The sequence below is a fragment of the Roseibium sp. genome (assembly GCF_965233565.1).
Taxonomy (GTDB): Bacteria; Pseudomonadota; Alphaproteobacteria; order Rhizobiales; family Stappiaceae; genus Roseibium.
This window is the reverse complement of the sequence record NZ_OZ247494.1, coordinates 4,816,067-4,839,390: the sequence shown is the minus strand read 5'-3', so window position 1 is coordinate 4,839,390 and position 23,324 is coordinate 4,816,067. Positions and strand designations below refer to the sequence as shown.

At 60.1% G+C, this 23,324-nt stretch carries 24 protein-coding genes and 5 tRNA genes; 17 read left to right on the top strand and 12 right to left on the bottom strand.

What is annotated here, in order from left to right; genetic code table 11:
• The first annotated feature begins 213 nt into the window (after positions 1 to 213).
• Positions 214 to 645, top strand: coding sequence for a glyoxalase superfamily protein (locus ACO6TG_RS22135; protein WP_422375172.1), 432 nt, complete (start codon positions 214 to 216; stop codon positions 643 to 645).
• A 178-nt stretch (positions 646 to 823) separates the two neighbouring features.
• Positions 824 to 2,623, top strand: coding sequence for a caspase family protein (locus ACO6TG_RS22130; protein ID WP_422375171.1), 1,800 nt, complete (start codon positions 824 to 826; stop codon positions 2,621 to 2,623).
• A gap of 8 nt (positions 2,624 to 2,631) precedes the next feature.
• Here the strand turns inward: ACO6TG_RS22130 and ACO6TG_RS22125 are convergent, their stop codons facing one another.
• Positions 2,632 to 3,489 carry a methyltransferase gene (locus ACO6TG_RS22125; RefSeq protein WP_422375170.1) on the bottom strand — a complete coding sequence of 286 codons (858 nt, stop codon included), beginning with the start codon at positions 3,487 to 3,489 and terminating at the stop codon, positions 2,632 to 2,634.
• A gap of 77 nt (positions 3,490 to 3,566) precedes the next feature.
• Positions 3,567 to 4,328: an SOS response-associated peptidase gene (locus ACO6TG_RS22120; RefSeq protein ID WP_422378934.1), complete on the bottom strand. Its 762-nt coding sequence runs from the start codon at positions 4,326 to 4,328 to the stop codon at positions 3,567 to 3,569.
• A gap of 242 nt (positions 4,329 to 4,570) precedes the next feature.
• On the opposite strand from ACO6TG_RS22120, the gene ACO6TG_RS22115 reads away from it, so the two are divergent.
• The 5 genes from ACO6TG_RS22115 (at position 4,571) to ACO6TG_RS22095 (ending at position 7,539) form a co-directional block, all read left to right on the top strand.
• Positions 4,571 to 4,960, top strand: coding sequence for a hypothetical protein (locus ACO6TG_RS22115; RefSeq protein WP_422375169.1), 390 nt, complete (start codon positions 4,571 to 4,573; stop codon positions 4,958 to 4,960).
• Between the two features lie 127 nt (positions 4,961 to 5,087).
• Positions 5,088 to 5,537 carry an NUDIX hydrolase gene (locus ACO6TG_RS22110; protein WP_422375168.1) on the top strand — a complete coding sequence of 150 codons (450 nt, stop codon included), beginning with the start codon at positions 5,088 to 5,090 and terminating at the stop codon, positions 5,535 to 5,537.
• A 60-nt stretch (positions 5,538 to 5,597) separates the two neighbouring features.
• Positions 5,598 to 6,626 carry a DUF3179 domain-containing protein gene (locus ACO6TG_RS22105; RefSeq protein WP_422375167.1) on the top strand — a complete coding sequence of 343 codons (1,029 nt, stop codon included), beginning with the start codon at positions 5,598 to 5,600 and terminating at the stop codon, positions 6,624 to 6,626.
• A gap of 38 nt (positions 6,627 to 6,664) precedes the next feature.
• Positions 6,665 to 7,075, top strand: coding sequence for a TIGR02301 family protein (locus tag ACO6TG_RS22100; RefSeq protein WP_422375166.1), 411 nt, complete (start codon positions 6,665 to 6,667; stop codon positions 7,073 to 7,075).
• 191 nt (positions 7,076 to 7,266) lie between these two features.
• The gene (locus ACO6TG_RS22095) at positions 7,267 to 7,539 is read left to right on the top strand and encodes a hypothetical protein (protein ID WP_006933467.1); all 273 of its coding nucleotides are present in this window, start codon (positions 7,267 to 7,269) and stop codon (positions 7,537 to 7,539) included.
• Positions 7,540 to 7,620: 81 nt separating this feature from the next.
• On the opposite strand, the gene ACO6TG_RS22090 is transcribed toward ACO6TG_RS22095, so the two are convergent.
• Positions 7,621 to 8,259, bottom strand: coding sequence for a LysE family translocator (locus ACO6TG_RS22090; RefSeq protein ID WP_094074224.1), 639 nt, complete (start codon positions 8,257 to 8,259; stop codon positions 7,621 to 7,623).
• Positions 8,260 to 8,461: 202 nt separating this feature from the next.
• On the opposite strand from ACO6TG_RS22090, the gene ACO6TG_RS22085 reads away from it, so the two are divergent.
• Positions 8,462 to 9,130, top strand: a complete 669-nt coding sequence (locus tag ACO6TG_RS22085) for a hypothetical protein (protein ID WP_422375165.1) — start codon at positions 8,462 to 8,464, stop codon at positions 9,128 to 9,130.
• A gap of 9 nt (positions 9,131 to 9,139) precedes the next feature.
• Here ACO6TG_RS22085 and ACO6TG_RS22080 read toward each other — a convergent pair whose 3' ends face one another.
• Both ACO6TG_RS22080 and ACO6TG_RS22075 read right to left on the bottom strand, forming a co-directional pair.
• Positions 9,140 to 9,697: a hypothetical protein gene (locus ACO6TG_RS22080; RefSeq protein ID WP_422375164.1), complete on the bottom strand. Its 558-nt coding sequence runs from the start codon at positions 9,695 to 9,697 to the stop codon at positions 9,140 to 9,142.
• 112 nt (positions 9,698 to 9,809) lie between these two features.
• Complete coding sequence (locus ACO6TG_RS22075; protein WP_422375163.1) at positions 9,810 to 10,772, bottom strand: succinylglutamate desuccinylase; 963 nt, start codon at positions 10,770 to 10,772, stop codon at positions 9,810 to 9,812.
• Between the two features lie 45 nt (positions 10,773 to 10,817).
• On the opposite strand from ACO6TG_RS22075, the gene ACO6TG_RS22070 reads away from it, so the two are divergent.
• Positions 10,818 to 12,356 (top strand): M81 family metallopeptidase, encoded by a 1,539-nt coding sequence (locus ACO6TG_RS22070; protein ID WP_422375162.1) that lies wholly within the window; start codon positions 10,818 to 10,820, stop codon positions 12,354 to 12,356.
• On the opposite strand, the gene ACO6TG_RS22065 is transcribed toward ACO6TG_RS22070, so the two are convergent.
• The gene (locus tag ACO6TG_RS22065) at positions 12,353 to 13,264 is read right to left on the bottom strand and encodes a LysR family transcriptional regulator (protein WP_422375161.1); all 912 of its coding nucleotides are present in this window, start codon (positions 13,262 to 13,264) and stop codon (positions 12,353 to 12,355) included. The two genes, ACO6TG_RS22070 and ACO6TG_RS22065, sit on opposite strands and share 4 nt — an antisense overlap.
• A gap of 172 nt (positions 13,265 to 13,436) precedes the next feature.
• Here ACO6TG_RS22065 and ACO6TG_RS22060 point away from each other — a divergent pair, with 172 nt between their 5' ends.
• The 6 genes from ACO6TG_RS22060 to ACO6TG_RS22035 all read left to right on the top strand — a co-directional run bounded on the left by ACO6TG_RS22060 (position 13,437) and on the right by ACO6TG_RS22035 (position 19,789).
• Positions 13,437 to 15,020 carry an ABC transporter substrate-binding protein gene (locus ACO6TG_RS22060; protein ID WP_422375160.1) on the top strand — a complete coding sequence of 528 codons (1,584 nt, stop codon included), beginning with the start codon at positions 13,437 to 13,439 and terminating at the stop codon, positions 15,018 to 15,020.
• 63 nt (positions 15,021 to 15,083) lie between these two features.
• Complete coding sequence (locus tag ACO6TG_RS22055) at positions 15,084 to 16,061, top strand: ABC transporter permease (protein ID WP_094074218.1); 978 nt, start codon at positions 15,084 to 15,086, stop codon at positions 16,059 to 16,061.
• Positions 16,058 to 16,975 (top strand): ABC transporter permease, encoded by a 918-nt coding sequence (locus ACO6TG_RS22050; protein ID WP_422375159.1) that lies wholly within the window; start codon positions 16,058 to 16,060, stop codon positions 16,973 to 16,975. Before ACO6TG_RS22055 ends, ACO6TG_RS22050 begins: the two co-directional genes overlap by 4 nt.
• Positions 16,972 to 17,946 carry an ABC transporter ATP-binding protein gene (locus ACO6TG_RS22045; protein WP_422375158.1) on the top strand — a complete coding sequence of 325 codons (975 nt, stop codon included), beginning with the start codon at positions 16,972 to 16,974 and terminating at the stop codon, positions 17,944 to 17,946. Before ACO6TG_RS22050 ends, ACO6TG_RS22045 begins: the two co-directional genes overlap by 4 nt.
• Positions 17,943 to 18,941 carry an ABC transporter ATP-binding protein gene (locus tag ACO6TG_RS22040; protein ID WP_422375157.1) on the top strand — a complete coding sequence of 333 codons (999 nt, stop codon included), beginning with the start codon at positions 17,943 to 17,945 and terminating at the stop codon, positions 18,939 to 18,941. Before ACO6TG_RS22045 ends, ACO6TG_RS22040 begins: the two co-directional genes overlap by 4 nt.
• The gene (locus ACO6TG_RS22035; RefSeq protein ID WP_422375156.1) at positions 18,938 to 19,789 is read left to right on the top strand and encodes an N-formylglutamate amidohydrolase; all 852 of its coding nucleotides are present in this window, start codon (positions 18,938 to 18,940) and stop codon (positions 19,787 to 19,789) included. The genes ACO6TG_RS22040 and ACO6TG_RS22035 overlap by 4 nt, the downstream gene beginning before the upstream one ends.
• A 3-nt stretch (positions 19,790 to 19,792) precedes the next feature.
• Here ACO6TG_RS22035 and ACO6TG_RS22030 read toward each other — a convergent pair whose 3' ends face one another.
• The gene (locus ACO6TG_RS22030) at positions 19,793 to 20,296 is read right to left on the bottom strand and encodes a hypothetical protein (RefSeq protein ID WP_422375155.1); all 504 of its coding nucleotides are present in this window, start codon (positions 20,294 to 20,296) and stop codon (positions 19,793 to 19,795) included.
• A gap of 74 nt (positions 20,297 to 20,370) precedes the next feature.
• Between ACO6TG_RS22030 and ACO6TG_RS22025 the strand changes: the two genes are divergently transcribed.
• Both ACO6TG_RS22025 and ACO6TG_RS22020 read left to right on the top strand, forming a co-directional pair.
• Positions 20,371 to 21,111: a helix-turn-helix domain-containing protein gene (locus tag ACO6TG_RS22025; protein WP_422375154.1), complete on the top strand. Its 741-nt coding sequence runs from the start codon at positions 20,371 to 20,373 to the stop codon at positions 21,109 to 21,111.
• A 68-nt stretch (positions 21,112 to 21,179) separates the two neighbouring features.
• Positions 21,180 to 21,560 carry a VOC family protein gene (locus ACO6TG_RS22020; RefSeq protein ID WP_094075024.1) on the top strand — a complete coding sequence of 127 codons (381 nt, stop codon included), beginning with the start codon at positions 21,180 to 21,182 and terminating at the stop codon, positions 21,558 to 21,560.
• A gap of 202 nt (positions 21,561 to 21,762) precedes the next feature.
• Here the strand turns inward: ACO6TG_RS22020 and ACO6TG_RS22015 are convergent.
• From ACO6TG_RS22015 to ACO6TG_RS21995, 5 genes are all read right to left on the bottom strand, one after another.
• Positions 21,763 to 21,850: transfer RNA gene (locus ACO6TG_RS22015), tRNA-Leu, on the bottom strand.
• A 12-nt stretch (positions 21,851 to 21,862) separates the two neighbouring features.
• Positions 21,863 to 21,938, bottom strand: a tRNA-His gene (locus tag ACO6TG_RS22010).
• Positions 21,939 to 22,089: 151 nt separating this feature from the next.
• Positions 22,090 to 22,176: transfer RNA gene (locus tag ACO6TG_RS22005), tRNA-Leu, on the bottom strand.
• A gap of 4 nt (positions 22,177 to 22,180) precedes the next feature.
• Positions 22,181 to 22,258: transfer RNA gene (locus ACO6TG_RS22000), tRNA-Pro, on the bottom strand.
• Between the two features lie 83 nt (positions 22,259 to 22,341).
• Positions 22,342 to 22,419, bottom strand: a tRNA-Leu gene (locus ACO6TG_RS21995).
• Between the last annotated feature and the right edge of the window lie 905 nt (positions 22,420 to 23,324).

Sequence of the window (23,324 nt, the reverse complement as noted above, 5' to 3'; positions counted from 1 at the left end):
TTTCGGCCACGTTGACAGATGCTGGCGGCATGCGTATGTCTGCGCGCGGTCAGAGGGAGCCGGCCGCCCGCAGGCACTGCCCATGGTGAATTCCCTTCCGCGACAGATGTCGCGGCTTCTTGTCGACCTTCACGGATGTGCAGGCTTGATGGCAATGCGGGCCCCATGACGGGCAATGCCCGACCGCCTGCCTTTCCTGGAAAGGTATTCGACATGACGCTTCCAAGCGTTGCCCAGCTCAAGGCACAGGCGAAACGGCTCAAGGCCGCACTGGCCGAAAAAGGGCAGAAACTCTCGCACAGCCAGGCGCTGGAACTCCTGTCCGCCCAATATGGCTTCAAGGACTGGAACACCGCCCATGCGGTGGCCTCGCACCAGAACCAGATGTCCCTTGCCGTCGGAGACAGGGTCTCAGGCTCCTACATGAAACAGGTGTTTCAGGGCGAAGTCCTGGCGCTCGCCCGGATCGGTCCGGCCGGGCAATACCGGGTGACCCTGCAATTCGATGAAGCGGTGGATGTGGTGACCTTCGACAGCTTCTCCGCCTATCGCAGCCGGGTAACCTGCCTGATCGATGCGGAAGGTGTCGCCATCAAACGCACCTCCGATGGCGAACCTTATCTGAGGCTTCACCGCGCCGATTAGGAGCTGACATCGGCAGGTGTTCCAACCCGATGCTCCCGGTTTCCCGCCGGGAGCATCTTCCTGTTCTCCCTTCCTTTCCCGGCATGCAGCCGCCTTCGGCAGGTTCCCCTGTTTCATCTTGCCGGAGCCGTGCCATACTCGGGTCGTGCATGTCGTCTGCAGGATGAGGGCCGGAGATATGAGCCTCCCAGTTACAATACCCGCTTCCCGTCTGGGACCGGTGACGCAGATCCTGCTTGCGCTTGCCATGATTGTGCTGGCCTCCGTGCCCCTCGCAAAGGCCTCGGTCATGCCCGGCGGCAACAGCGGCTGGCTTGTCATTGCAAGCCGGTCCGATGCCAATTCCGCTGTCTCGCTGGCGCGCGGGTATGCACCGCGCTTTCCGCAGACAACAGTGTTCCAGTCCAACAATGGCTGGTATGCGGTTACGCTCGGCTGGATGCGCCAGCCAGCGGGCAATGCCTTCAAGAACAGCCTGATTTCCAGCGGTGCCATCCCCGGCGACAGCTATTTCCACAATGGAGAACGGTTTCAATATGCGGTCTGGTCGGCGACCGGCGTGACCGGCGGCCTGTCGCAGGCGCTGTTGTCGGCAACGGCGCTGCAGGGGGGATCTCCCGCCGGATCGGGCAGTTACAGGCCGTCCAATCAGGGCTACGTGACCGGCCTCAATCCACGCGGTGACAATTACCTGTCCCTGCGCACAGGGCCCGGATCCCGATACCAGGAAATCGCCAGAATGGGCACGAATACGCCTCTGACAATCCTGGGACGCCAGGGCTCCTGGCTGAGTGTCCGGCTGCAGGACGGCCGCAGCGGCTGGGCCTATAGCAAATATGTTGCCTCCGTTCCGTCTGCTCCGGCAACACCGCCGACCGTGTCTCCCCAGCCGACGCCAGCGCCGACCGTCGTCAGCCGGGCCATTTCACCGCCACGCCCCGGTCTTGTCGGCGACTTGAGCGACAGCGGCGACACATTCCTGTCGCTGCGCACGGGAGCCGGAACCGGTCATGCGGAAATTGCCCGGCTGCTGGAAGGGACGGAAGTCACCATGCTGACCCAGCAGGGTGCGTGGATCGAGATCGAACTCGGCAACGGCATGCGCGGTTGGGCCTATGGACGGTACCTGGCTGCTGCGGCAACCAGAAACAATGGCGAACCGGACAAGGACATCCCGGTTATCGGACCGGATCCTGTCCCGCCTCAGGTAGCCACCCCCGCACCAGGCGCGCCACCTACCTCCTCGCCGTCTCTGCCGGATCTGTCTACCTTGCCGGACGGCAAGCGGGTTGCCCTGGTGATGGGCAATTCAGCCTATGAATATGCCCCGCTCTTGCCCAACCCGAAGAATGACGCTGCCCGATTGACCGAGACATTGAAGCGTCTCGGTTTCACGGTCATCGTCGGCCTGGATCAGAGCAAGGTGGCGATGGAAAGCACGGTCCGCTCCTATGTACGTGCCATCAGGGATGCCGACGTTGCCCTGTTCTTCTATGCCGGACACGCCATGCAGATGGGCGGCAAGAATTTTCTGATCCCGATCGATGCGAAACTCGAGGACCCCACCGCGGTCGATTTCGAGACCATCGAACTTGGCACCATCCTGAATTACATGAATGCGCCCGGACGGCTTTCGATCGCGCTGCTCGATGCCTGCCGGGACAATCCGCTTGCCCGCCGGTTCCGCAGTCTCGGGACCAGCCGCAGTGCCTATGTCGGCCGTGGTCTTGCTGCACCCGAGGCCGGCGGCGGCAATATCCTGATTGGTTATGCCACAGCGCCTGGCGAAGTCGCCCTTGATGGAGACGGCGACAACAGCCCGTTCACCACAGCCCTTCTTGAACACATCGAAACGCCGGGCCTTGAAATCGAGATCATGATGAAACGGGTCAAAGCGGATGTTTACTCCGCCACCAGAGGGTCTCAATCGCCTTGGCACAATTCTGCCCTGAGGCGTGAGTTCTATTTCCTCAAATAGATCCGCCTTCAGCGCATCTGCGCCATGACGAGATGGCCCGGAACCGGATCGCCAGCCTCCTGACGCACCGTGATCGGGTCCATCGTCAGAATGTCGAAACCGGCCTTGTCCAGTGCGGTACGGACATAATCTTCGCTTTGCGCAAAGCGGTTGTTCGGGCCGACCATGTAGGGACGTCCCTGCAGGAGTGCGTCCGACAGGGTCTCGGTTGAAAAAGCCAGATAGCCACGCGGGGTCAGCCGATCGGCTGCGCCCTTCAGAAACGGCTCAACGGCTCCCAGATAGGGAAACACATCCGTTGCCGCGATCAGGTCCCAGCCCGGGCGCGTGCCGTCCTCTTCCTCGAAGTCCTTCAGAAATTCGACCGCCTCGCCGACATAAAGATCCTCGTAGACTTCGCGGTCATAGGCCAGTTCCACAATTCGCTCCGACAGGTCCACACCGGTCCGGTGTACAGAACAGTCAGCCAGTGCCATTCCGGTCAGGCCGGTGCCGCAGCCAAGATCCAGCACCCTTGCGAAAGGTCCGATCTCCAGCTTCGCAATCAGGTCGCGTACCAGCAGCGGCACGCAATAGCCCAGCTCGTCGACCAGGATCTCGTCAAAAACGTCGGCATGCTGGTCGAACAGCGTTGCGACATAGGCATCGGGCATCTTCTCCGGGCTTGTCTCCGCGCCCATGGCCGCAAGCCGGACGCTGACGCCCCCGCTGTCGTCGGGATCGAGCGCAAGCGCTTCACGGAAAGCTGCCTCGGCGCCCTTGAAGTCGCCGGCCTTCTGAAGCTCAAGGCCACGGTTATAGGCCTCGGCAAGGGCTTCGTTTTCGGTGTCGTCCTCTTGGTCGGACGGGTGCTCGTCATCGATCATGTTTCTGTTCCGGCGCTTTTCTCCTGCCCTACAGGGCTGACACGTCAGATGCACGCAAAATCTGAATTGCCGCTTGCTCAGAAAAGATCGAGTTGACTGTCGTCGGCAGCCTGCTTTTCCGATGCCTTGCCGGCGTCCCTGATCTTTTTCAGCGGCACCGCCATTTCCACTGCGGAGATCTCACGCTGAACATCCGGGTCGTCGTTGACGACCTTGTTGACCCGGGTCGAAACCGGGCTGGCGACCAGAAAGTCGTCTTCGGCCGGCAACAGCAGTTTTTCCGCATCTCGCCGCTCCACATTGGCAACGTCCAGCCAGGTGCCAAAATCGTCCGGCTTAAGGATCACGGGCATGCGGTGATGGATCTCGGACATCATCCGGTTGGATTCGATCGTCAGGATCGCGCCGGTATCCATGTCGCCGCCATCCGGATCGGACCAGGTTTCCCACAAACCGGCAAACCCCATGATGTCGCCGTTGCGGGGCCTTATCCAGAATGGCTGCTTGCCCTCCGGCGTGCGTCGCCATTCATAGAAGCCTGATGCGGGAATCAGACATCTGCCGTGCCGCATGGCGGTGCGAAAGGATGGTTTTTGCGCAGCGGTCTCTGCTCTGGCGTTGATCAGCAGCGTGAAACTGGACGGATCCTTGACCCAACCCGGGATCAATCCCCAGCGCACCAGGTGAAACCGGCGCGTCCCGTCCAGTGTCTGTCTCACGATGGCAAGCGGCTGGGTTGGCGCGATGTTGTAGCGCGGCGGGAAATTCGGCCGATCGACATAGCCGAAGAAGGAGCGCACGGCGTCGGGCGGCGTCGTCAGGGCCAGGCGGCCGCACATGGCTGTTCCCTCCGTTTCTTCACCGGTAAACGCGTCCGGCAATTGGCTGTCGCCAAGTTAGGCAATTGGAAACAAAAAAGAAGTAGCTTAGGCCTCAAGTCAATAACAGGGGGACAGGTATGGAGTGTTTGCATCCAGTATTGGGCGCCGGGGAGCTGGCAGCCGATCGGCTGGAGGAGGCAAACATCAACCCCCAGACCGGGCTTGCCACTGATTACCTCAATCATTTCAATGAGGTAATGATGCTTCTTGAAATGCTTCCCGACATGCCGGACTGCGCCGAAGATGTCCTGGAGTGGGACCCTCTTGACTATGAAGGGCATTTCGAGAACTCCACCTTCAAGGACAAGAATCTGGCGATTCAGGCCTATCATGCGGCCCCTGCCTATTTGCGCGAGCACCTGGAAGCCCAGGTTGCCGACATCAACAGGCTTGTCGGCGAGATCCAGGATCAGCTGCGCGCCGCACCGAATCCGGCAGAGGTTGCCGCCATGATCGCCGACAAGGCGACGCTCGAGATCAAACCGCTGATCGCCATTGCCGGCGCGGTCATTCACGGCCATGTCGAACCGGAAGCCTCCGAACACGAAGGCGACGGCGCACAGGCAGAAATCGACGCCCTGTTCGCCTGATTTCCCCGTTAGGGACTGGCCCCATAAGGCTCATTGAACCGGTCCGCGTTCTCAAGACTGTTCCTGTGCCTGAGGGCGCCCTATTCTCTGGCAGCGCACCGATTCCTTTCCTGTTGCCGAGGTCTTCATGTCCAGGTTCTATCCCGATGCACCACGTGCCAGCGTCAGCGTGCTTTGCCACCGGGACGGCCGGGCGCTTGTCGTCAAGCGCGGCAAGCCGCCCTTCAAGGATCACTGGAGCCTGCCGGGCGGCGTGATTGAACTCGGGGAAACTCTCAAGGAAGCCGCCGCGCGCGAGTTGCTGGAGGAAACGGGGGTCACTGCGGATCTCGATCAACCTGTCGAGACGTTCGATTCCATTCAGCACGACGATGACGGCAGGGTGGTCACGCATTTCATCCTGACCGTGTTTTGCGGCGCCTATCTTTCCGGCACCCCCGAAGCCCAGGACGATGCGGCGGCGCTGGACTGGGTCCTGCCGGAAGACCTGGACGGCCGGCCGACAACGCCTGGTACCCCCGAGCGGATCCGGCGGCTGCTGGCACTGGCATCATCACACAGGATTGCAAAGCCGTGATTCGAAACCGCGGCGAATAGCGACAACCATGCCTCTGGTTCACTCCTGAGGGATCAAGCAATGGACAAGCTTGTCAAAACGGGCCTGACAATTTCCAGGCATATCGCAAAAGCCACCGTGTTTTGCCTGTTCGTCGTCGTCTCCGCCCAGGCCAGTCCGGACCAGTGGCGGCGCGCGGGCTTCAGCACCGATTTCAGCAAGAGCACGGTTGATCTCGGCACCATCTTTTCCGGCGGTCCTCCAAAGGACGGTATCCCGTCCATTGATGAGCCACGGTTTGAAACGGCAACAGACATTGACTGGCTGGAGGACAGGGAACCGGTGATCCGGCTGGATGTGGACGGTATTGTCCGCGCCTATCCGCTGCAGATCCTGATCTGGCACGAGATCGTCAATGACAGGATCGGATCCGTTCCGGTGTCGGTGACCTACTGCCCGCTTTGCAATTCCTCGATTGCCTTTGACCGGCGCCTCGACGGAGAAACGCTGGATTTCGGCACCACGGGTCTTCTGCGCAATTCTGACCTCGTCATGTATGACCGACAGAGCGAAACCTGGTGGCAGCAGTTCACCGGCGAAGGCATCGTCGGCACTCATGCGGGCCGCGACCTGAAGATGCTGCCGTCGAGAGTGGTTTCCTTCGCTGCCTTCCGGCAGCAACACCCGACTGCAGATGTGCTCGCGCGGCCCGTTCCCGCGCGGCGGGACTATGGCCGCAATCCCTATGTCGGTTACGACAGCCGGTCGGCACCCTTCCCGCTTTTTCAGGGCGACCTGCCGGAGAACATCAACCCGATGGCGCGGGTCGTTCTGGTGCGGGACGGCACCAGACTTCATGCCGCCACTCTTGAGCATATCCGCAATGCCGGCACGGTTGCGCTGACGGACGAGACGTTGCTGCGCTGGACCGGCGAACAGGCGTCCATCCTCGATGCATCTGCCACCGGCGACGGCCGGGCCGTCGGGTCCGTCGTGGCGGTCAGGAAAACACCGGAAGGTGAACAGGCACTCGTTCACGACGTCACGTTTGCCTTTGCCGTCCATGCTTTCCATCCCGACGTGCCTATTCTTGGGATCACTCGGCCATAGCGCTTGCGCATGGATCGGTCGTTGACCATGATCGCCCCATGAGTATGTGCCGTTTGCAACCCTCTGCGCTCCAGGCTGTTGTTGTCCTGGCAATTGTTCTGATTTTCCCGGCGAGGGTTGTATCCGCACAGGAGATTTCGGCGGATGCACCGCCTTACGAACAACAGCTCATGCGCCTGTCGGAAATCTTCGGGGCTCTGCACTTTCTGCGTCCGCTGTGTGAAGAAAAAGATGTTCCGAGCTGGCGTGACCAGATGGAAGACTTTCTGGACGCGGAAACACTAGACGAGAACCGGAGGCGCCGGTTCATCGAACGGTTCAATCAAGGTTATCGTGGTTTCTCAGTCGCTTATAGAGACTGTACTGACGCGGCACGTCTCGCAATGGGACAGTACTTGAGCGAAGGCGAGACAATTATCAGCGACGTCACCAGCCGCTACGGCCGATGATATCCGCAAAAATCTTCAATTCGTTACGAGTTGGTTAACCTTTTGAATCAAATTTGTGGGTGGCCGTTAAGTTTGCGTTCACGGTTGCTTATCAGCACGGTTCGCCGTGCTAGGATCAAGACACAAGATTCGGGGCAGGAACACGCGAGAGTTGTCCCTCTTGCGTTCGGGAAGGACCGGTAAGGAAGCGAATGATCAACGACGATTATGCTGACGCGGCAATGGAAGCGGAATTTGCCGAAGACGAAGACATAAGACGCGCCGCGCTCGGGTTCATTTCCGATGCCTGGGCCGAAGCAATTGCAAATGGCGTCGATGCGGATGCCGTGGCACACGCGGCCATGTTCACCGCGCTTGCCGACCTTGTCGCCGCCTATGGCGAAGATGCCGTTGCCAAACTGGCCGAGGGCCTGCCGGACCGGATCCTGCAGGGCGACTACACGGTCAACCGCGTTCTGCAATAGCGGCGGTACATTTCGAAACATCGCAAAAGGCCGGGAGACCGGCCTTTTTGAGTCTGCCTGGCAGCGCCGCCACTATAGTCGCTAAAACAAGTGTTCGAGCGCCAGCTTCAGATAGATCAGCGCGCCGAAAACCACCAGCAGGAAACCGGCGATATGGTTGGCCCTGTCCAGCCACTGATCGTCTATCCTGGTTTTGAAATGCGACACGGTCGCAGATACGATCACCCACCAGCTTGTCGCCCCCGCCGTCACGCCGGCGACCATCACAAGCGCCCCGACATGATCGCCAGGCGCCGGACGGAAGTCGCCGAGGCCGCCGAAAATGGCGATAAAGGCCAGGATCGCACCCGGGTTTGTGATCGCCATGAAGAAGGCTGCGGTCGCATCTCCGAGAAAGCCGTGTTCCCGTCCATTGCCGTTCTTCGTCAGATGCGGATGCGTGTTCCAGATCTTGATGCCGAAAATGATCAGGAGCGCTCCACCGACAAACTCGATCAGGTCGAACTGGCCCTCGATGAAAGTGGTCACGGCAGAGACGCCGAAAATCGCCGCAAAGGCATAGATCGTGTCGGCGATGACCGCCCCGAGACCAACATAAACGCCGTGCCGGAAGCCGCCACGCACTGCATGCTGGATGGCCATGATGTTGACCGGGCCGACAGGTGCTGTGGTGAGAATGCCGACAAAATATCCGATCAGCACATATTCCAGAAAGGTCACAATCGGTCCTTTTTGCCCGGCCTGTCGAAACCGCTTTTCAACAGGCAACGGGTCCTTGGTTTTCCCTGTTCGGCGAATAGGCCTTTCGATAGCGGCGATGCGGGTCGCTGACAAGAACGAGATTTGACCCGGACAACTGTTTTCACCCTGGCATGAATTGTTTAAGGAATGGCACAGCATGAGCTAGCTGGAGAATGCGCTGATGGGATGGAAACTGCTTGCCGCGGTTGCGGTTGCCGGCCTGTTGCCCTTGGCAGGACAGGCCAAGACCGTCGAGGTTAAAACCATTCCGGTCACGCCGTCCCAGGAGACGCCGATCATCCCGGACGCCGAGATCATTCTGCCTTCGGAAAGCGCAGCGGACCCCGCCACCGAAGCGGTTACGGCCCCGGAAGTACCAGAGGAGCTGCCCCAGGTGCTCTACAGCACCGGCTACCTGCCAAAGCCGGTTGCGCGCATGCACAGCCAACTGAAAGAGGCAGCCGCCAATGGCGACCTCGACCGCATCCGGATGATCCTGGAAAGCAATGAAATGCCGCCAACATTGTCCTTTGGCGACATCGGCGACCCGATCGATTTCCTGAAGCAGAGCTCCGGCGACGGTGAAGGCTTCGAGATTCTGGCTATTCTGGCCGACATTCTGGACGCAGGTTTCCTGCATGTCGATGTCGGCACAGCACAGGAAATGTATGTCTGGCCGTATTTCGCCCGCTATCCGCTGGAGGGCCTCCGACCCGATCAGAAGGTTGAACTGTTCCGGATCGTTACCGCAGGCGACTTTGCCGAAATGCAGGAATTCGGCGCCTGGACCTTCTACCGCCTCGGCATCGGTCCGGACGGAACGCTCCACTTTTTCGTGGCGGGTGACTGAAGCACGATCCTAGAGGCTTTTGAACCAGGTCTCGCTGTAACGCTTCCAGAACCGGTGATCATACCTGGACATTATTGCGCCCCAGCCGTTGCCCTTGTCGAAGGTCGAAAACTTGAACGGTGTCACGGACGGGTAGCGTTCCGGGCGGCAGATATCCGAGATTCTGCGCAAAACCTCGTAAGTTCCCTCGTTGTCCGCAGCCATGAAGAAACTCATTTGCAACAAATCCGAGGACAGATTGACGGCTTGAACAAACCGGCTGATATCCGTCGCCGAAATCGTTGTCGAGCTGGTCACGCCGAGAAGATCGCCCGTCGTCAGCTGCCCCAATGCGAGGGGTGGCAAAGCGTTGTACCAGAGGTCGAAGTCGTTGCTATTGGACGGCAGCACCGGGCTTGCCCACAGATGCGTGCGAAAGTCGTCCAGTGCTTCGCCCGAAATCTGAAAGCGGTGGCCGAGTTCATTCAGGAAACACATGGCAAGAGCGAATCTCGCCGAAATCGACAGCAGTCGGGTTTCGTCCCGGAAAGTGTTGATTTCATTCGCAAGGTCGAGATTTTCGGTCATGTTCCAGCTTCAGGAATTGAGAACGGATCCTGTTCATAAAGGCCGTCGACGCTCTGTCAACGGCCACGTTTTCAATCAAACAAGCTGCGCTGATTACCCTGAACCTGCGGCGTCAAGGAGCGTCCCGTCTTGCCAGTCTCACGGCCGTCTGACCACGCCAGAGCCGTTTTGACGGCATGACCAGCATGATGTCGTCTTCCGGGGTCACCACCGCCCGCTCGCCATCGTAACCGAGAAGCGTTCCTTTCCTGGCGATGATTTCACCACCGGAAAAGGGCTCTGCGAAGACAAACACATCGGACTGGATGGTCACGGCCTCGATGACGGTAAAAGCCGATTGTTCGGCGGCAGAACCGGGGAACTGCTCCAGGAGGTCAGGTGCTGCAACACCCGTTGCGACCAGGAACCGGGCCGCCGATTCCCGTGCCAGATCTCCGGCCGAAGCCTCCCAGTGCTGGCCGCATTCAATCAGCAAGGCGGTTTGTGACGCGTCGGGATCATCGAAGGCTGCGTAGTCGCGCATGCGCCGGCCGGCGGCATGGCCGGCATCTCCCACGACCCGGTCCGGAACCCCGACCGACGCGGCCAACCTCTTCGCCCTCGCGTGCCTGCCGGTCATCATCAGCGGTGGTGCAAGATGCTGCATGCTGTGAATGTCGAGCAGAAAGTCGATCCCTGTCAGGGCCGGGCGGACCTCCCGGGCGCGGCGCAATTCGACGCTGTCGCGCTCGCCGTCCAGCACATCGGTCTCCCAGACCCGGTTGAAGTCTTCCTCGACCCAGCGCGTGGCGTTGGGATCGGCAGGATCGAAGGCCTCATAGGCCGCAATGTTCATGAAAGCGAGGCTCAAGGACCCGGCCTGCGGCCGGATGTCCTTCTTCAACAGCCAGTCAAGGGCAATCGCTCCGCATGGCTCGTTGCCATGCACAATGGCACTGATCATGACGTTCGGCCCCGCCTTGCCGCTGTCAAATCGCCAGATATAGGGAATATCCGTGTTGCCGTTCCTGTAAGGCGAGATATCCGGCGCGTCGAGCTCAACCGGATAGTCATTGGGAATGTTGATTTCGGTCATCTGCTCGTGCTCCTCTTTGAACAGTCAGGCATGGGAGGGAAACTGGTGAAAACCCCGAAGGTTGCGTTGCTGGGCATGATCCTGGAATCGAACCGCTTCGCCCGCCCGGCCACCGAGGACGACTTTCGCTCGCTGACCTGGCTGGAAGGAGATGCCCTTCTTCAGGAAGCGCGCGCTCAGACACCGACCCTTGCGGCTGAATTTGCCGCCTTCGTGCGCGCCATGGATGCGACCGGCCCCTGGCACCCGGTTCCCTGCACTCTGGCTGCAAGCCACCCGGCTGGGCCTGTCAGGCGCGAGGTCTTCGAGACGATCACTGGCGCGATACAGCGCCAACTCGCCGAGAACGGGCCATTTGATGCAGTCTATATCTGCAATCACGGTGCCATGGTCGCCGAACACGACCACGACCCGGACGGCACGCTGATGGCACTGGTTCGCGAGGCCGTCGGTGCCACGCCCCTGATCGTGTGCACGCTCGATCTCCACGCAAATATCTCCGAACGCATGGTCGCTGCCTGTGACCTGATCGTCGGCTATCGCACCAACCCGCATGTCGACATGATCGAACGCGGCGAAGAGGCCGCCTTTTCGCTCAGGCGCTGTCTTGCAAGTGGCCAGCGGCCCCAGGCCACCCTTGAAAAACCGCCCATCGTTCCGGCTTCCGTCACGCTGCTGACGGCAGAAGCCCCCTATGGCGAGCTGATCAATTACGGACAGCAACGCCAGGCCGAACTCGGTGGTTCCATCCTGAACGTGTCCGTGTTCGGAAATTTCGTCTTCTCCGACACGCCGGACAATGGGCTGGCCGTCGTCGTGACAGCACGCGACGATCCGGCTCCCGCCAAGGACCTTGCTTCCGACATTGCGGATCGCGCCTGGGCGAACCGAAACGGCTTTGTCCGCCACCTGACATCTGTCGAGCAGGCCGTGACAATCGCCGAGAACCGGAAGCGCGCGCCGGTCATCTTTTCCGACGCGGGCGACAATCCCGGTGGCGGCGGTTCCGGACGCACCACGGAACTGCTCGCCGCGCTCCACGCCAGCAACGCTGCCAACATTCTCTATGGCTCGTTCTTTGACCCGGAGCTTGCGGCCGAAGCGCACCGCCTGGGCAAAGGCGCGACTTTCACGGCCAGATTCAACCGCTCCTCCGGACCGGAGGTTTGGGAAAGATGGGATCTTCCCTTCGAGGCAGAGGCCAGGGTTGTTGCGCTTCATGATGGCGATATCGTCGGCGAAGGTGGCATGACCAAAGGCCGCCGTCTTCACCTCGGACCGTCGGTAGCCCTTGAACTTGGCGCTATCCGGGTGGTGGTCATTTCCGACCGCGCGCAGACATCCGACCCGGTCTTTTTTCACATGTTCGGCCTTGATATCGGCAGCGCCGACTGTGTGGTCGTGAAATCGCGCGGGCATTTCCGAGCCGGCTTTGCTCCGTGGTTCGCGCCGGACCGGGTCTACGAGATCGACACTGCCGGCCTGACGAGCCCAGTGCTGGAACGCTGGCCGTTCGAGAACATACCCCGCCCGAGCTTTCCGCTCGATCCCGATACGCAATGGAACGATCCTCGCCACGGTTAGACAGGCTCCGAATATTCATCGGGCGGTGTCGTCTGCTTCACGTAGTCCATGAATTGGCGCGCGAGCTCAGACGGTTGTCGGCCGGTAGGGAGCACGAAGCTCGTGTGATAGGTGATGGGAGCGTCGAACGGCCGGACGGTTATGTCCGCCATGCCACCGGAGAGAACCGGGAACGGATTGATCAAGGTGACGCCGAGACCTTCTCGCACCAGTTCCAGCGCCGCCATGTTGGTCGCAGTTTCCGCTACGGTGCGCGGGCGGACGCCGGAGCGGGCAAAGAGCTGTTCGGTGATTGCGCGTGTGCCGAGCCGACGCAGAAACTCGATCAGATCCACCCCTTCCAGATCCGCCGGGGTGATGATTTCCTTTTCCTCAAGCGGGTGCCCGCTCGGCATGGCACAGACAACATGGGACCGCCGCCAGGGCAGCAAGGTGACGCCGGACCGCTGGATCATGGCACTGGTCAGACCGAGATCGTAGCGCAGGTCCAGAATGCCGGACACCAGCACATCGGTCGCCTGGATGTCGAGCTGCAGGTTCTTGGCCGGGTTCTGTTTCAAGAAGGCAGCGACCCGGCGGATGACAAAGTTATGCGCCAGGGTTGGCGGCACGATCAGCCGAAGAGGTTCCTCGTCCGCCTCCGCCCATTCGGCACCTTCAATCAGGGCCAGTGTTTCGAACAACGGATCCAGCTGGTCATTCAATCGCAGGGCCGCCGCCGTCGGTTCGATCCGGCCGGAATCCCGTAAAAAGAGATTGCGGCCGACGCGTTGCTCCAGCGAGGACAGCGCCCGGCTGACGGAAGATTGCGACACGCCAAGGCGGCGTGCTGCGCCAATGGTGGTTCCTGTTGTCACCAGGGCACGCAACGCTTCCATTTCCCTCAGTCGGTGCCGGTGTTCTGCCATGTCGTTTGATGTTCCTGTTGTGCGGAAGACGGATTTGAGGTCTGAATTATCCTATGCAAAAATGCATCAACTTCTCTATTGGCAATGTATTTTCTGCAAGCTAACATCCTTTTCAGCGTGCGGCAAAAAGTCCGAAAAAGGACACCGCGCCTTCCGAGGGAGTTACATTGTCATGAGAAAACTTGCAGCCGCTGCGGCGGTCACGGTCAGCGCGTTTGCGCTGATGACCAGTGCCGCCTCCGCAGAAAAACTCACCATCGGCCTGGCTTCCGAGCCGACATCGATGGATCCGCATTTCCACAATCTTGGTCCCAACAATGCCATGTCGGTCCATCTGTTCGACCGGCTGATTGCCCAGGACGAAAAGCAACGCCTGTCGCCGGGCCTCGCCGTTTCCTGGGAGCCGATCGACGACCTGACCTGGGAATTCAAGCTGCGCGAGGGCGTGAAGTTCCACGACGGCAGCGAATTCAATGCAGATGACGTCATCTGCACAATGGAACGTGCACCGGATGTGCCGAATTCTCCGTCTGGCTGCGGCACCTATCTGAAGGGCAAGACCTTCAAGAAGATCGACGACTATACGGTCCATGCCATCACCGAGGCCCCCTATCCGCTGATGGCCAATGACATATCGACCATTCCGGTGATTTCCGACAGCGCCGGCTGCGGTGCGGCAACGGAAGACTTCAACGCCGGCACCGCCGCGGTTGGCACCGGGCCGTTCAAGTTCTCCAACTACAAGCCGGGTGAAAGCATCACGCTGGTTCGCAACGACGACTATTGGGGCGATGCTCCGGTCTGGAGCGAAGTCGAGTTCCGGCCGATCAAATCCGGGCCGAGCCGCGTCGCCGCCCTTCTGGCCGGTGATGTCGACATGATTGCGGGTGTGCCGACGACCGACATCGAGACCTTGAAATCCAAGGACAACATCCAGCTTAGCCAGGGTGTTTCGAACCGGGTCATCTATTTGCATATGGACCAGTTCCGCGAGAACTCGCCCTTTGTGAAAGGCAATGACGGCAGCGACATCAAGAACCCGCTGATGGATCAGAAGGTTCGCACTGCTATCTCCAAGGCGATCAGCCGCGACGCCATTGTCGACCGGGTGATGGAAGGTGTGGCCCTACCGGCCGGCCAGCTGCTGCCCGAAGGCTTCTTCGGGGTTTCAGACAAGCTGCAGCCTGTGGAGTATGATCCGGAAGGGGCCAAGGCCCTCCTGGCAGAGGCTGGTTATCCGGACGGGTTCCAGCTGACGATCCATGGCCCGAACGATCGCTATATCAATGATGCCAAGATCGCCGAAGCCATCGGCCAGATGCTGACCCGCGTCGGCATCAAGACAGCCGTGGAAACCATGCCGCGCTCAGTCTATTTCGGCCGTGCCTCGCGCGGTGGTGCCGACGGTCAGCCGGAATTCAGCTTCATCCTCGTGGGTTGGGGCGCCGGATCTGGCGAGGCCTCCTCACCGCTGAAGTCCCTGATCCATACGTTCGACAAGGACAAGGGGTTCGGCTCCTCGAACCGTGGCCGGCATTCCAATGCTGAGATTGACGCCATGATCGAGGAAGCGCTCCGGACGGTGGATGACGAGAAGCGTCAGGACCTGCTCGCAAAAGCCACGGAAATGGCAATCGAGAATGTCGCGATCATTCCGACACACTTCCAGGTCAACACCTGGGCGGCCAAGAAGGGGCTCTCCTACATTCCGCGGACCGACGAGTACACCCTTGCCATGGGTGTTGTGAAGGACTGACCAAAATCCTCCGGGTCGCTGAACCTCAGCGGCCCGGTCCTTCCTGCAGCCTGAGTATTTTTGATGTCCGTTTTCGTCATCCGCCGGCTGATGCAGGCGTTCTTTGTCGTCTTTCTCATGTCGGTGATTGTTTTCTTCGGCGTGAACATTGTCGGCGATCCCGTCTACATGCTCGTCAGCCCCGACGCGGATCAGGCGGACATTGAGGCCGCCATCCGCCGCCTTGGGCTCGACCGGCCGATCTGGGAACAATATCTCCTGTTTCTGAAAGGTGCAGCGCAGGGCAATCTCGGCGACTCGTTCATCTTCGGCGAACCCGCCCTGAAACTGATCCTCCACCACATGCCGGCAACGCTGGAGCTCGCCTTCAGCGCACTGTTCCTGGCAATCGCCATCGGCATTCCGCTCGGCCTCTTTTCCGGTCTTTATCCTGACAATCCGGTTTCCAAGGGCATCATGGCCGGATCCATCCTCGGCTTTTCCCTGCCGACCTTCTGGGTCGGGCTGATGCTGATCCTGCTCTTCGCGGTCGAACTCGGCTGGCTGCCCTCCACAGGGCGCGGCGACACCGCAACGATTTTCGGGATAGAGACAAGCCTGGCGACCTGGGACGGGATCAGACATATCTTCCTGCCTGCCCTGAACCTGGCGCTGTTGAAGATTTCGCTCGCAATCCGCCTGACGCGGGCCGGTGTCCGTGAAGCCATGGGGCAGGACTATGTCAAATACGCCCGTGCCAAGGGCATCTCGACCCGGCGCATCATTTTCGTTCACGTGATGAAAAACATCATGATCCCGGTGGTCACGGTGATGGGTCTGGAATTCGGCAGCCTGATCGGCTTCTCGGTCGTCACGGAAACGATCTTTGCCTGGCCCGGCATGGGCAAGCTCCTGATCGACGCCATCCTGCAGCTCGACCGCCCCGTGGTCGTTGCCTACCTGATGATCATGGTTCTGTTCTTTGTCGTGATCAATCTGGTCGTCGACATTCTCTATTCCATCCTGGACCCGCGGGTCCGCCTACAGGACCAGGGCGCATGACCGACGCTACGCTTGAAACGGCCGCTCCGGCCCCGGCAAAAGTGGAAACTCCGTTCCAGCGGTTTCGCGCCGAGTTTTTCGAAAGCCGCATTGCCGCCACCGCCTTTGTTGTGCTTGTCATCATTGTTCTGCTGGCGATCCTGGCTCCCTGGATTACACCCCAGAACCCTTATGACCTGGCACAGGTGGATGTGCTTGACGGGCGCCTTCCACCCGGCTCCGAGGCCTTTGCCGGTTACACCATGTGGCTCGGATCGGACGGGGCCGGCAGGGATCTCTATTCGGCCATTCTCTACGGGCTCCGGATTTCCATATCCGTCGGCCTCGCCTCCGGCGTCATTGCACTCTTCATCGGCATGGCCGTCGGCCTGATCGCCGCCTATGCCGGCGGCAGGACCGAAGCGATCATCATGCGGGTGGTCGATCTGCAACTGTCCTTTCCGGCGTCGCTGGTCGCCCTGATGCTGGTCGCGGCGCTCGGCAAGGGGGTCGACAAGATCATCCTCGCACTCGTCGTCGCGCAATGGGCCTATTACGCCCGCACGGTGCGTGCGACCGCCCTGGTGGAACGCGGCAAGGAATATGTCGAGGCGGCGCAATGCCTCGGCCTCTCGAAAGTGCGTGTCGTCTTCCGGCACATCCTGCCGAATTGCCTGGCCCCGCTGATCGTGGTGGGCACCGTGCAGACCGCACATGCCGTTTCCCTGGAGGCGACGCTGTCCTTCCTCGGGGTCGGTCTGCCACAGACAGAACCCTCTCTCGGCGTGCTGATCGCCAACGGGTTTGAATACATGCTGTCCGGTCGTTACTGGATCTCCGTCTTTCCCGGCATCGCTCTGCTTTTGACGGTGGCCTCGATCAACCTTGTCGGTGATCAGCTGCGCGATGTGCTCAATCCGAGGCTGAAGAAATGACCGCCGTCCTCGAAGTCAGCGGGTTGAAGACGCATTTCTTCACCCATGCCGGTGTCGTCAAGGCCGTCGACGGCGTCGACTTCACCGTCAACAAGGGCGAGGTCATGGGGCTGGTCGGCGAATCCGGATCGGGCAAATCCATCACGGGGTTTTCCATTCTCGGTCTCATCGATCCGCCCGGGCGGATCATCGAGGGTGCCATTCGCTTCAATGGCGATGACATTGCCAATGCGCCGGAGGAACGTCTGAAATCCATTCGGGGCAACAAGATCTCGATGATCTTCCAGGATCCGATGATGACGCTGAACCCGGTTCTGCGGATCGACTCGCAGATGATGGAAGCGATCCTGGCTCATGAGAAAGTCTCCAGAAAGGAAGCCTGGGAACGGTGCCGCGACGCCCTGGGTCTGGTCGGTATTCCCTCCCCCGAAGAACGGCTCAGGGCCTATCCGCACCAGCTTTCCGGCGGCATGCGCCAACGGGTGTCGATTGCCATCGCCTTCCTGAACAAGCCGGACCTGATCATTGCCGACGAACCGACGACGGCACTCGATGTCACGATCCAGGCGCAGATCATTCACGAGGCTCAGAAGCTGACACGGCAGACCGGTACGGCGATGATCTGGATCACCCATGATCTTGCCGTTGTCGCGGGCCTCGCCGACCGGATTTCGGTGATGTATGCCGGCCGGATCGTTGAACAGGGACCGACCGACGACGTCATCGATCATCCGCTTCACCCCTATACGGTCGGCCTGCTGGGCTCCGTGCCCACGGCCAACAAACGCGGCGAGCGCCTGTTCCAGATCGAAGGCATGACGCCGAACATGCTGGCGTTGCCGCAAGGCTGCGCCTTTGCCCCCCGCTGCGGTTTCGCCAGTGAGGCCTGCAAGGTCCCACCTCAGGTCGAACAGGTCGCGGGCCGTGCTCTTCGCTGCTATCACCCCCAGGCTCAGGTTGCTGCCCAATGACGGCTCCCCTTGTTGAGATCCGCGACGTCTCCAAACGCTTCGCAAAACGGCTCGACGTGGCCGGCAGGATTGCCCAGAAACTTGGGGCCGGTATCCGTGAGGAAATCGTTCATGCCGTTGACGAGATCAACCTGGAGATCCGCGAGGGCGAAGTGCTCGGCCTGGTTGGGGAATCGGGCTGCGGAAAGTCCACTCTCGGCCGTGTTGTCGCCGGCATTCACGCCCCCAGCAGCGGGCAGCTGCTTTATCAGGGCAATGACGTGGCGGCGATGTCCTCCACCGACAAGCGGGCGGCAACACTTGCCATCCAGATGATCTTCCAGGACCCGTTTGCCAGTCTCAATCCGCGCATGCGGGTCGAGGATATCATCGGGGAAGCGCCAAGGGTGCATGGCATCGTCTCCAGGTCCGAAGCCTCGGACTATGTCGACGACATCATGAAGAAGGTCGGTCTCGACCCGTCGCTGAAGCGGCGCTATGCGCACCAGTTTTCAGGCGGTCAGCGCCAGCGTATCGGCATTGCCCGGGCGCTGGCGGTAAAGCCGCGCTTTCTCGTCTGCGACGAGGCGATCGCAGCGCTTGACGTGTCGATCCAGGCGCAGGTGATCAATCTCTTCATGGACCTCAGAGAAGAATTCGGCCTGACCTATCTGTTCATCAGTCACGATCTCAGCGTCGTCGAACATATCGCCGACCGGGTGGCGATCATGTATCTGGGCCGGATCGTGGAAAGCGCTTCGACCGAAGAGATTTTCAGCGCGCCCCGACATCCCTACACCAAGGCGCTTCTGGCCGAGGCGCCGCGACTGGATCAGCGCAAGCGCGATTTTGCCCCGATTGAAGGAGAAATCCCCTCGCCCTTGAACCCGCCTGACGGGTGTTTCTTCAATCCCCGCTGCCCGCATGCCCAGGATCTCTGCCGCCGCGACCAGCCGCTTCTTGAAACATTCGGTGGGGACCATTCGGTCGCCTGCCACTATTGGAAAGACATATGATCCCCGCAGTCCGCACGGTCACGCCCGTCACAGATCCCGTCCCGCTCGTCTTCGACAGTCCTCATTCAGGTTCGATCTATCCCGCAGACTTCAACCATGCGATCGACCGCATGACCCTGCGCCGGTCGGAGGACGCCCATGTCGAGGAGCTGTTTGCGCCTGCGGTCGCGGAAGGTGCAACCCTCATTCACGCGCTCTTTCCACGCTGTTATGTCGATCCGAACCGGAACAGCGATGACATCGACGTCTCGATGATCGATGGGACCTGGGACGGTCCCGTCAATCCCACATTCAAGACATTGCAACGTGGTGTCGGCCTGATCTGGAAGGACATGAAGGCTTTTGGTCCGGTCTATGATCGCAAGTTGACAGCCGGGGAAATCCGCAAGCGGATCGACACCTGCTGGACGCCCTATCACGACACGCTGAAATCAACGCTCGACCGGTTCCACGAAACGCACGGCCACGTTCTGCATGTGAACTGTCATTCCATGGCCAGCATGGGTGACAGGACCACGGAAGACGGCGAGGTGCCGCGGCCAGACTTTGTCATTGGCGACCGGGACGGCAGCACCTGTGCCCCTGCCCTGACCGACTGTGTGGTGGAGACGCTGCGCGAACTTGGCTACTCCGTCGCCATCAACGACCCTTACAAGGGGTTTGAACTGGTGCGCCGGCATGGCCGGCCGACGGAAGGCCGGCACAGCATCCAGATCGAGATCAATCGCAAGCTCTATATGGAAGAAGCGACGCTTTCCAAGGTCGACGGCTTTCTGCAGCTGGAACAGAATTTGACCGTTCTTGCCCGTGCACTTGCCAAGCTGGCAGCCGATCCGGCGGCGCTTTGAACCTCACGCGCCAAACAGGTCTGCTGCCGGGTCCTGCTCCATAATGTCCTCGTAGTATTCGGCAACTTCGCTCATGGAGACCTGCCTGAGAGGCTCCCGGTGATCAAATCCGGATGAAAACAGAACGAGCGTGCGGGAGTTTCTGTCTTCAAACTGCAAAAGCGCCATGCCAAGGCGATCGAAGTAGAGCGAGCCGCCTTGTGCCTGGAAGAGACCACCGTTCCTTTGCCCGAGAAAATCGACAAGTTCAAGGATGGGTTGGCCCAGCATCTCATTGTCGTCCAGGGAGAGGTTCTCAAGGCCTTCGAGGTAACTCGCTATAGAGACCAGACCATTCTGAGAATAGGTGCACTCGTTCCAGGGCGCGTGATGCCGGCTTTCCTCCACACAAACCCGTTCGCTCTGCCGCACGTTTTCCGGCGGACCCAGAATGAACCTGACGTCTTCCGCCTTCATTCCGAAGGACAGTGCGCCACAGCCAACATGTGGTTGAATGGTCCATTTCATTGATCTCGTTTTCCTTTTTTGTAATCGGCATTAGACTGCCATATTCGTCGGCACCCAGTTTCGAGTGCAACCAGATGTACGACCCCAAAGGCAATGGCAAAGACAGGGCTGTCCAGTCGGTCCGGTTTACCGAACTGGAGCCGCCGAAGCACCTGCGCAGCATTGTTCACCGCTTTCTCGAGTTGAAAACCCTGGAACCGCTTGAGGAGGATTACCGGTTTCACGCCCTGCCCGATGCCTGTGTCTACATCGTTCTGGACCAGTCACGCCGTGATGTCGCCGGGATCACAAGGCTGCGGGCATCTTCCGAGGAACTCAGCCTCGGGCGCAGTTTTCATTATATCAACATCCGTTTGCTGCCCGGCGTCTGGCAGGGGTCTCCCGATGAGACCGGCTACGGGATGATCGACAGCGCCTATGCCGGCAAGCTGCCACTCGTCGCGCTCAATCGGGCGCTCGTCGCCGAAGAACTACCGGACAATCTCCAGCATTTGGTGCGATTTGTCGAAAGCCTTGCAGAAGGCGGCCTGGTCCTAGCCAACCCCGTCACCGAAAGGATCTTCCGCCATCTCGACGACATCCATTCGGTCGCCGACATGGCCGCAGTGTCCGGCGTATCCCCAAGGCAGTTGCAACGGACCTTGAAAAAGACGACCGGCTTTGCCCCGCACGACTTTCTGAAAGTGCTGCGATTGCAGCAGTCGCTCAGGGGAGAACCGTCCCTCTCCTATGCCGACCAGTCCCATTTCATTCATTCGTTCCGAAAGGCGACCGGGTACACACCGGCGAAATATGCCAAAAAGTTCGATGTCTGAAATCTACAATACAGGCGAGGCGCGCGCCCTTAAGCAGGCAGACAGGATCGACAAGACAGGAGTTGATGATGTCTGCAATGAACGCAATCGGATGGTTTGACATCTTTGTTGAGGATCTCGATCGGGCGGTCTCGTTTTACGAAACCGTGCTGGCGCGCAAGCTGGAGCCGATCGGTGATCCGACAGGCGAAACCCGGATGATGAGTTTTCCGGCGGAGATGAGCGCCTATGGCGCGGGCGGCGCCCTCACCAAGTCGCCGCATGCCGGGCCTGGCGCTGGTGGAACCATTGTCTATTTCAACGCCGAAGACTGCGCGATTGAAGAAGCCCGTGTCGCAGGGGCCGGCGGTCAGGTGATCCGGCCGAAATTCTCGATCGGCGAATATGGCTGGGTGAGCCTCTGCCAGGACACGGAAGGCAATCTCTTCGGCATCAGCTCGATGACATGACAGGTTTCCCTGGTGGCCACTTTGGAGGGGGCGCTCCTTCGGAAGAGGCTACCGAACCCCAGTGGCACGGGACACCGGGGCAGGAACGCGTTGGTCCGCGTTCCTGTCGGCCGAAGCCGGGGAGCGCCGAAAATGATGCGGGTGAGCGGGGCGAACCAGAACCACGCTCATGCAGGGCGAAGCGTGATAGTGCAAACACGAATGGTGCGGCCGGGGAGACTCGAACTCCCATTGAGGGTTGCCCTCGCCGGATCCTAAATCCGGTGCGTCTGCCATTTCGCCACGGCCGCATGTTCTTGAACTGGTCCTGGGAGAAGGGATCGAACCTTCGCCTCCGGTTCCACAGACCGGCGCTCTGACCAACTGAGCTATCCCAGATTTCAGATGGGTGGTAACCAATAGGCTGCTCACCCAAAGGGTTTCGGTGACGAATTGGCGTTCGTCCCACTTGCCCGAACGCTCCAGGCCACGAGGAAACGGGCGACGTGCTCGCTCAAGCCACTCGAGGAGCGATTGAGCAAGCAACAGGTGGTGCGGCTGGTGGGGGTCGAACCCACATGAGGTGCTCCCTCACCGGTCTCTCAAACCGGCGCGTCTGCCATTCCGCCACAGCCGCAAACTGGTCAGGGAGGCGGGATTTGAACCCGCGGCCTCTCGCGTCCGAGGCGAGCACTCTGACCGAACTGAGCTACTCCCTGAAGATTTCATTTGGCCCCGGAAGCCCCTTGCACGGACCGCGCAAGGGACCTCCGGGTGCCACGTATCCGCCTGATGCGGATGCTGGTGCCGGCGGGGAGAGTCGAACTCCCAAACGACTGCATCTGAGGCAGCCAGGTATTCCAGTTCCCGTCACGCCGGCGATGGGATTTGAAAAAAGATTGGTGGGCGGGGAGGGATCGGAACACATCCCTTGAATGTCGGGTTATTTGACCGAAGCGCTATTGACTGCTGACAAGGCGGCTTGCGGGCAGTGATGTCCATCATCACAAACGCAAGTCAACGCAGTCAGCGGGCAATAGAGCCCGGCCCTCCGGGTGCCTGAAAGCAGCCCATCGGCTGTGTTGCGCCGCTCGAACGATGCACCGCATCGCTCTTCGCGACGCGCCTGGCCGAGTGAGCTGCTTTCCGGCATCAAATGGCCCGACATTCAAAGGATGTGCTCCAGAACCCCCACAGTTAAAAACGGCTGATTTACAGTCAGTTGGGCTCTCCGGCGCCTGGTGCCCGCCCTAAGGTAGACGGATCCGCTGTGGCGGCCGGATCCGAAAAAGTCTGTGATGTCAAGGAACTCCCGATCCCGCCGGGCCCCGGGCGGACCCGGTTCTGAGCTTGAAAACGAAAGACCCCCGTGACGTGCGGTCGACGGGGGTCTTTCGTTGCTCGGGATCTTGGGAGTGTCAGAGTGCTCTGGTAACTCCTCGAACCGGCATGACCCGTCGACCGCCTGCTGGCAGCAGCAGATGCAGTTGCGAGAGCAGATACGAATGGACGTGCGCGATCGATGCGCTTGCAGCGCCGATCATGTTCGCAGTGGTCCCAGTCGTGGTCATTGTCTCGTCCTAGTGGTCAGCCGGGAGGTGTTCCCGTGGGCCGAATTGATGTGCAAATCATTCGTCATCGTCAAGCAAAAAACTTGCAGCAGACGCGGCTTTTTTCGCGGGACCCTATGGGTCCCGAAAATCACCTGGCGAAACGGACAGCGCTGGCGACCAAACCGTTCCAGAGCAAATGAGTCGGCAGAATCGGAAATGTTGACCGGTTCAA

Excerpts from the sequence above, each read along its gene's own strand:
- ACO6TG_RS22100 (WP_422375166.1), top strand. The coding sequence starts at position 6,665 with ATGAGTATGTGCCGTTTGCAACCCTCTGCGCTCCAGGCTGTTGTTGTC.
- ACO6TG_RS22125 (WP_422375170.1), bottom strand. The coding sequence starts at position 3,489 with ATGATCGATGACGAGCACCCGTCCGACCAAGAGGACGACACCGAAAAC.
- ACO6TG_RS22025 (WP_422375154.1), top strand. The coding sequence starts at position 20,371 with ATGTACGACCCCAAAGGCAATGGCAAAGACAGGGCTGTCCAGTCGGTC.
- ACO6TG_RS22045 (WP_422375158.1), top strand. The coding sequence starts at position 16,972 with ATGACCGCCGTCCTCGAAGTCAGCGGGTTGAAGACGCATTTCTTCACC.
- ACO6TG_RS22020 (WP_094075024.1), top strand. The coding sequence starts at position 21,180 with ATGTCTGCAATGAACGCAATCGGATGGTTTGACATCTTTGTTGAGGAT.
- ACO6TG_RS22130 (WP_422375171.1), top strand. The coding sequence starts at position 824 with ATGAGCCTCCCAGTTACAATACCCGCTTCCCGTCTGGGACCGGTGACG.
- ACO6TG_RS22115 (WP_422375169.1), top strand. The coding sequence starts at position 4,571 with ATGCTTCTTGAAATGCTTCCCGACATGCCGGACTGCGCCGAAGATGTC.
- ACO6TG_RS22035 (WP_422375156.1), top strand. The coding sequence starts at position 18,938 with ATGATCCCCGCAGTCCGCACGGTCACGCCCGTCACAGATCCCGTCCCG.
- ACO6TG_RS22085 (WP_422375165.1), top strand. The coding sequence starts at position 8,462 with ATGGGATGGAAACTGCTTGCCGCGGTTGCGGTTGCCGGCCTGTTGCCC.
- ACO6TG_RS22080 (WP_422375164.1), bottom strand. The coding sequence starts at position 9,697 with ATGACCGAAAATCTCGACCTTGCGAATGAAATCAACACTTTCCGGGAC.
- ACO6TG_RS22120 (WP_422378934.1), bottom strand. The coding sequence starts at position 4,328 with ATGTGCGGCCGCCTGGCCCTGACGACGCCGCCCGACGCCGTGCGCTCC.
- ACO6TG_RS22055 (WP_094074218.1), top strand. The coding sequence starts at position 15,084 with ATGTCCGTTTTCGTCATCCGCCGGCTGATGCAGGCGTTCTTTGTCGTC.
- ACO6TG_RS22065 (WP_422375161.1), bottom strand. The coding sequence starts at position 13,264 with ATGGCAGAACACCGGCACCGACTGAGGGAAATGGAAGCGTTGCGTGCC.
- ACO6TG_RS22060 (WP_422375160.1), top strand. The coding sequence starts at position 13,437 with ATGAGAAAACTTGCAGCCGCTGCGGCGGTCACGGTCAGCGCGTTTGCG.
- ACO6TG_RS22050 (WP_422375159.1), top strand. The coding sequence starts at position 16,058 with ATGACCGACGCTACGCTTGAAACGGCCGCTCCGGCCCCGGCAAAAGTG.
- ACO6TG_RS22095 (WP_006933467.1), top strand. The coding sequence starts at position 7,267 with ATGATCAACGACGATTATGCTGACGCGGCAATGGAAGCGGAATTTGCC.
- ACO6TG_RS22075 (WP_422375163.1), bottom strand. The coding sequence starts at position 10,772 with ATGACCGAAATCAACATTCCCAATGACTATCCGGTTGAGCTCGACGCG.
- ACO6TG_RS22135 (WP_422375172.1), top strand. The coding sequence starts at position 214 with ATGACGCTTCCAAGCGTTGCCCAGCTCAAGGCACAGGCGAAACGGCTC.
- ACO6TG_RS22040 (WP_422375157.1), top strand. The coding sequence starts at position 17,943 with ATGACGGCTCCCCTTGTTGAGATCCGCGACGTCTCCAAACGCTTCGCA.
- ACO6TG_RS22030 (WP_422375155.1), bottom strand. The coding sequence starts at position 20,296 with ATGAAATGGACCATTCAACCACATGTTGGCTGTGGCGCACTGTCCTTC.
- ACO6TG_RS22105 (WP_422375167.1), top strand. The coding sequence starts at position 5,598 with ATGGACAAGCTTGTCAAAACGGGCCTGACAATTTCCAGGCATATCGCA.
- ACO6TG_RS22110 (WP_422375168.1), top strand. The coding sequence starts at position 5,088 with ATGTCCAGGTTCTATCCCGATGCACCACGTGCCAGCGTCAGCGTGCTT.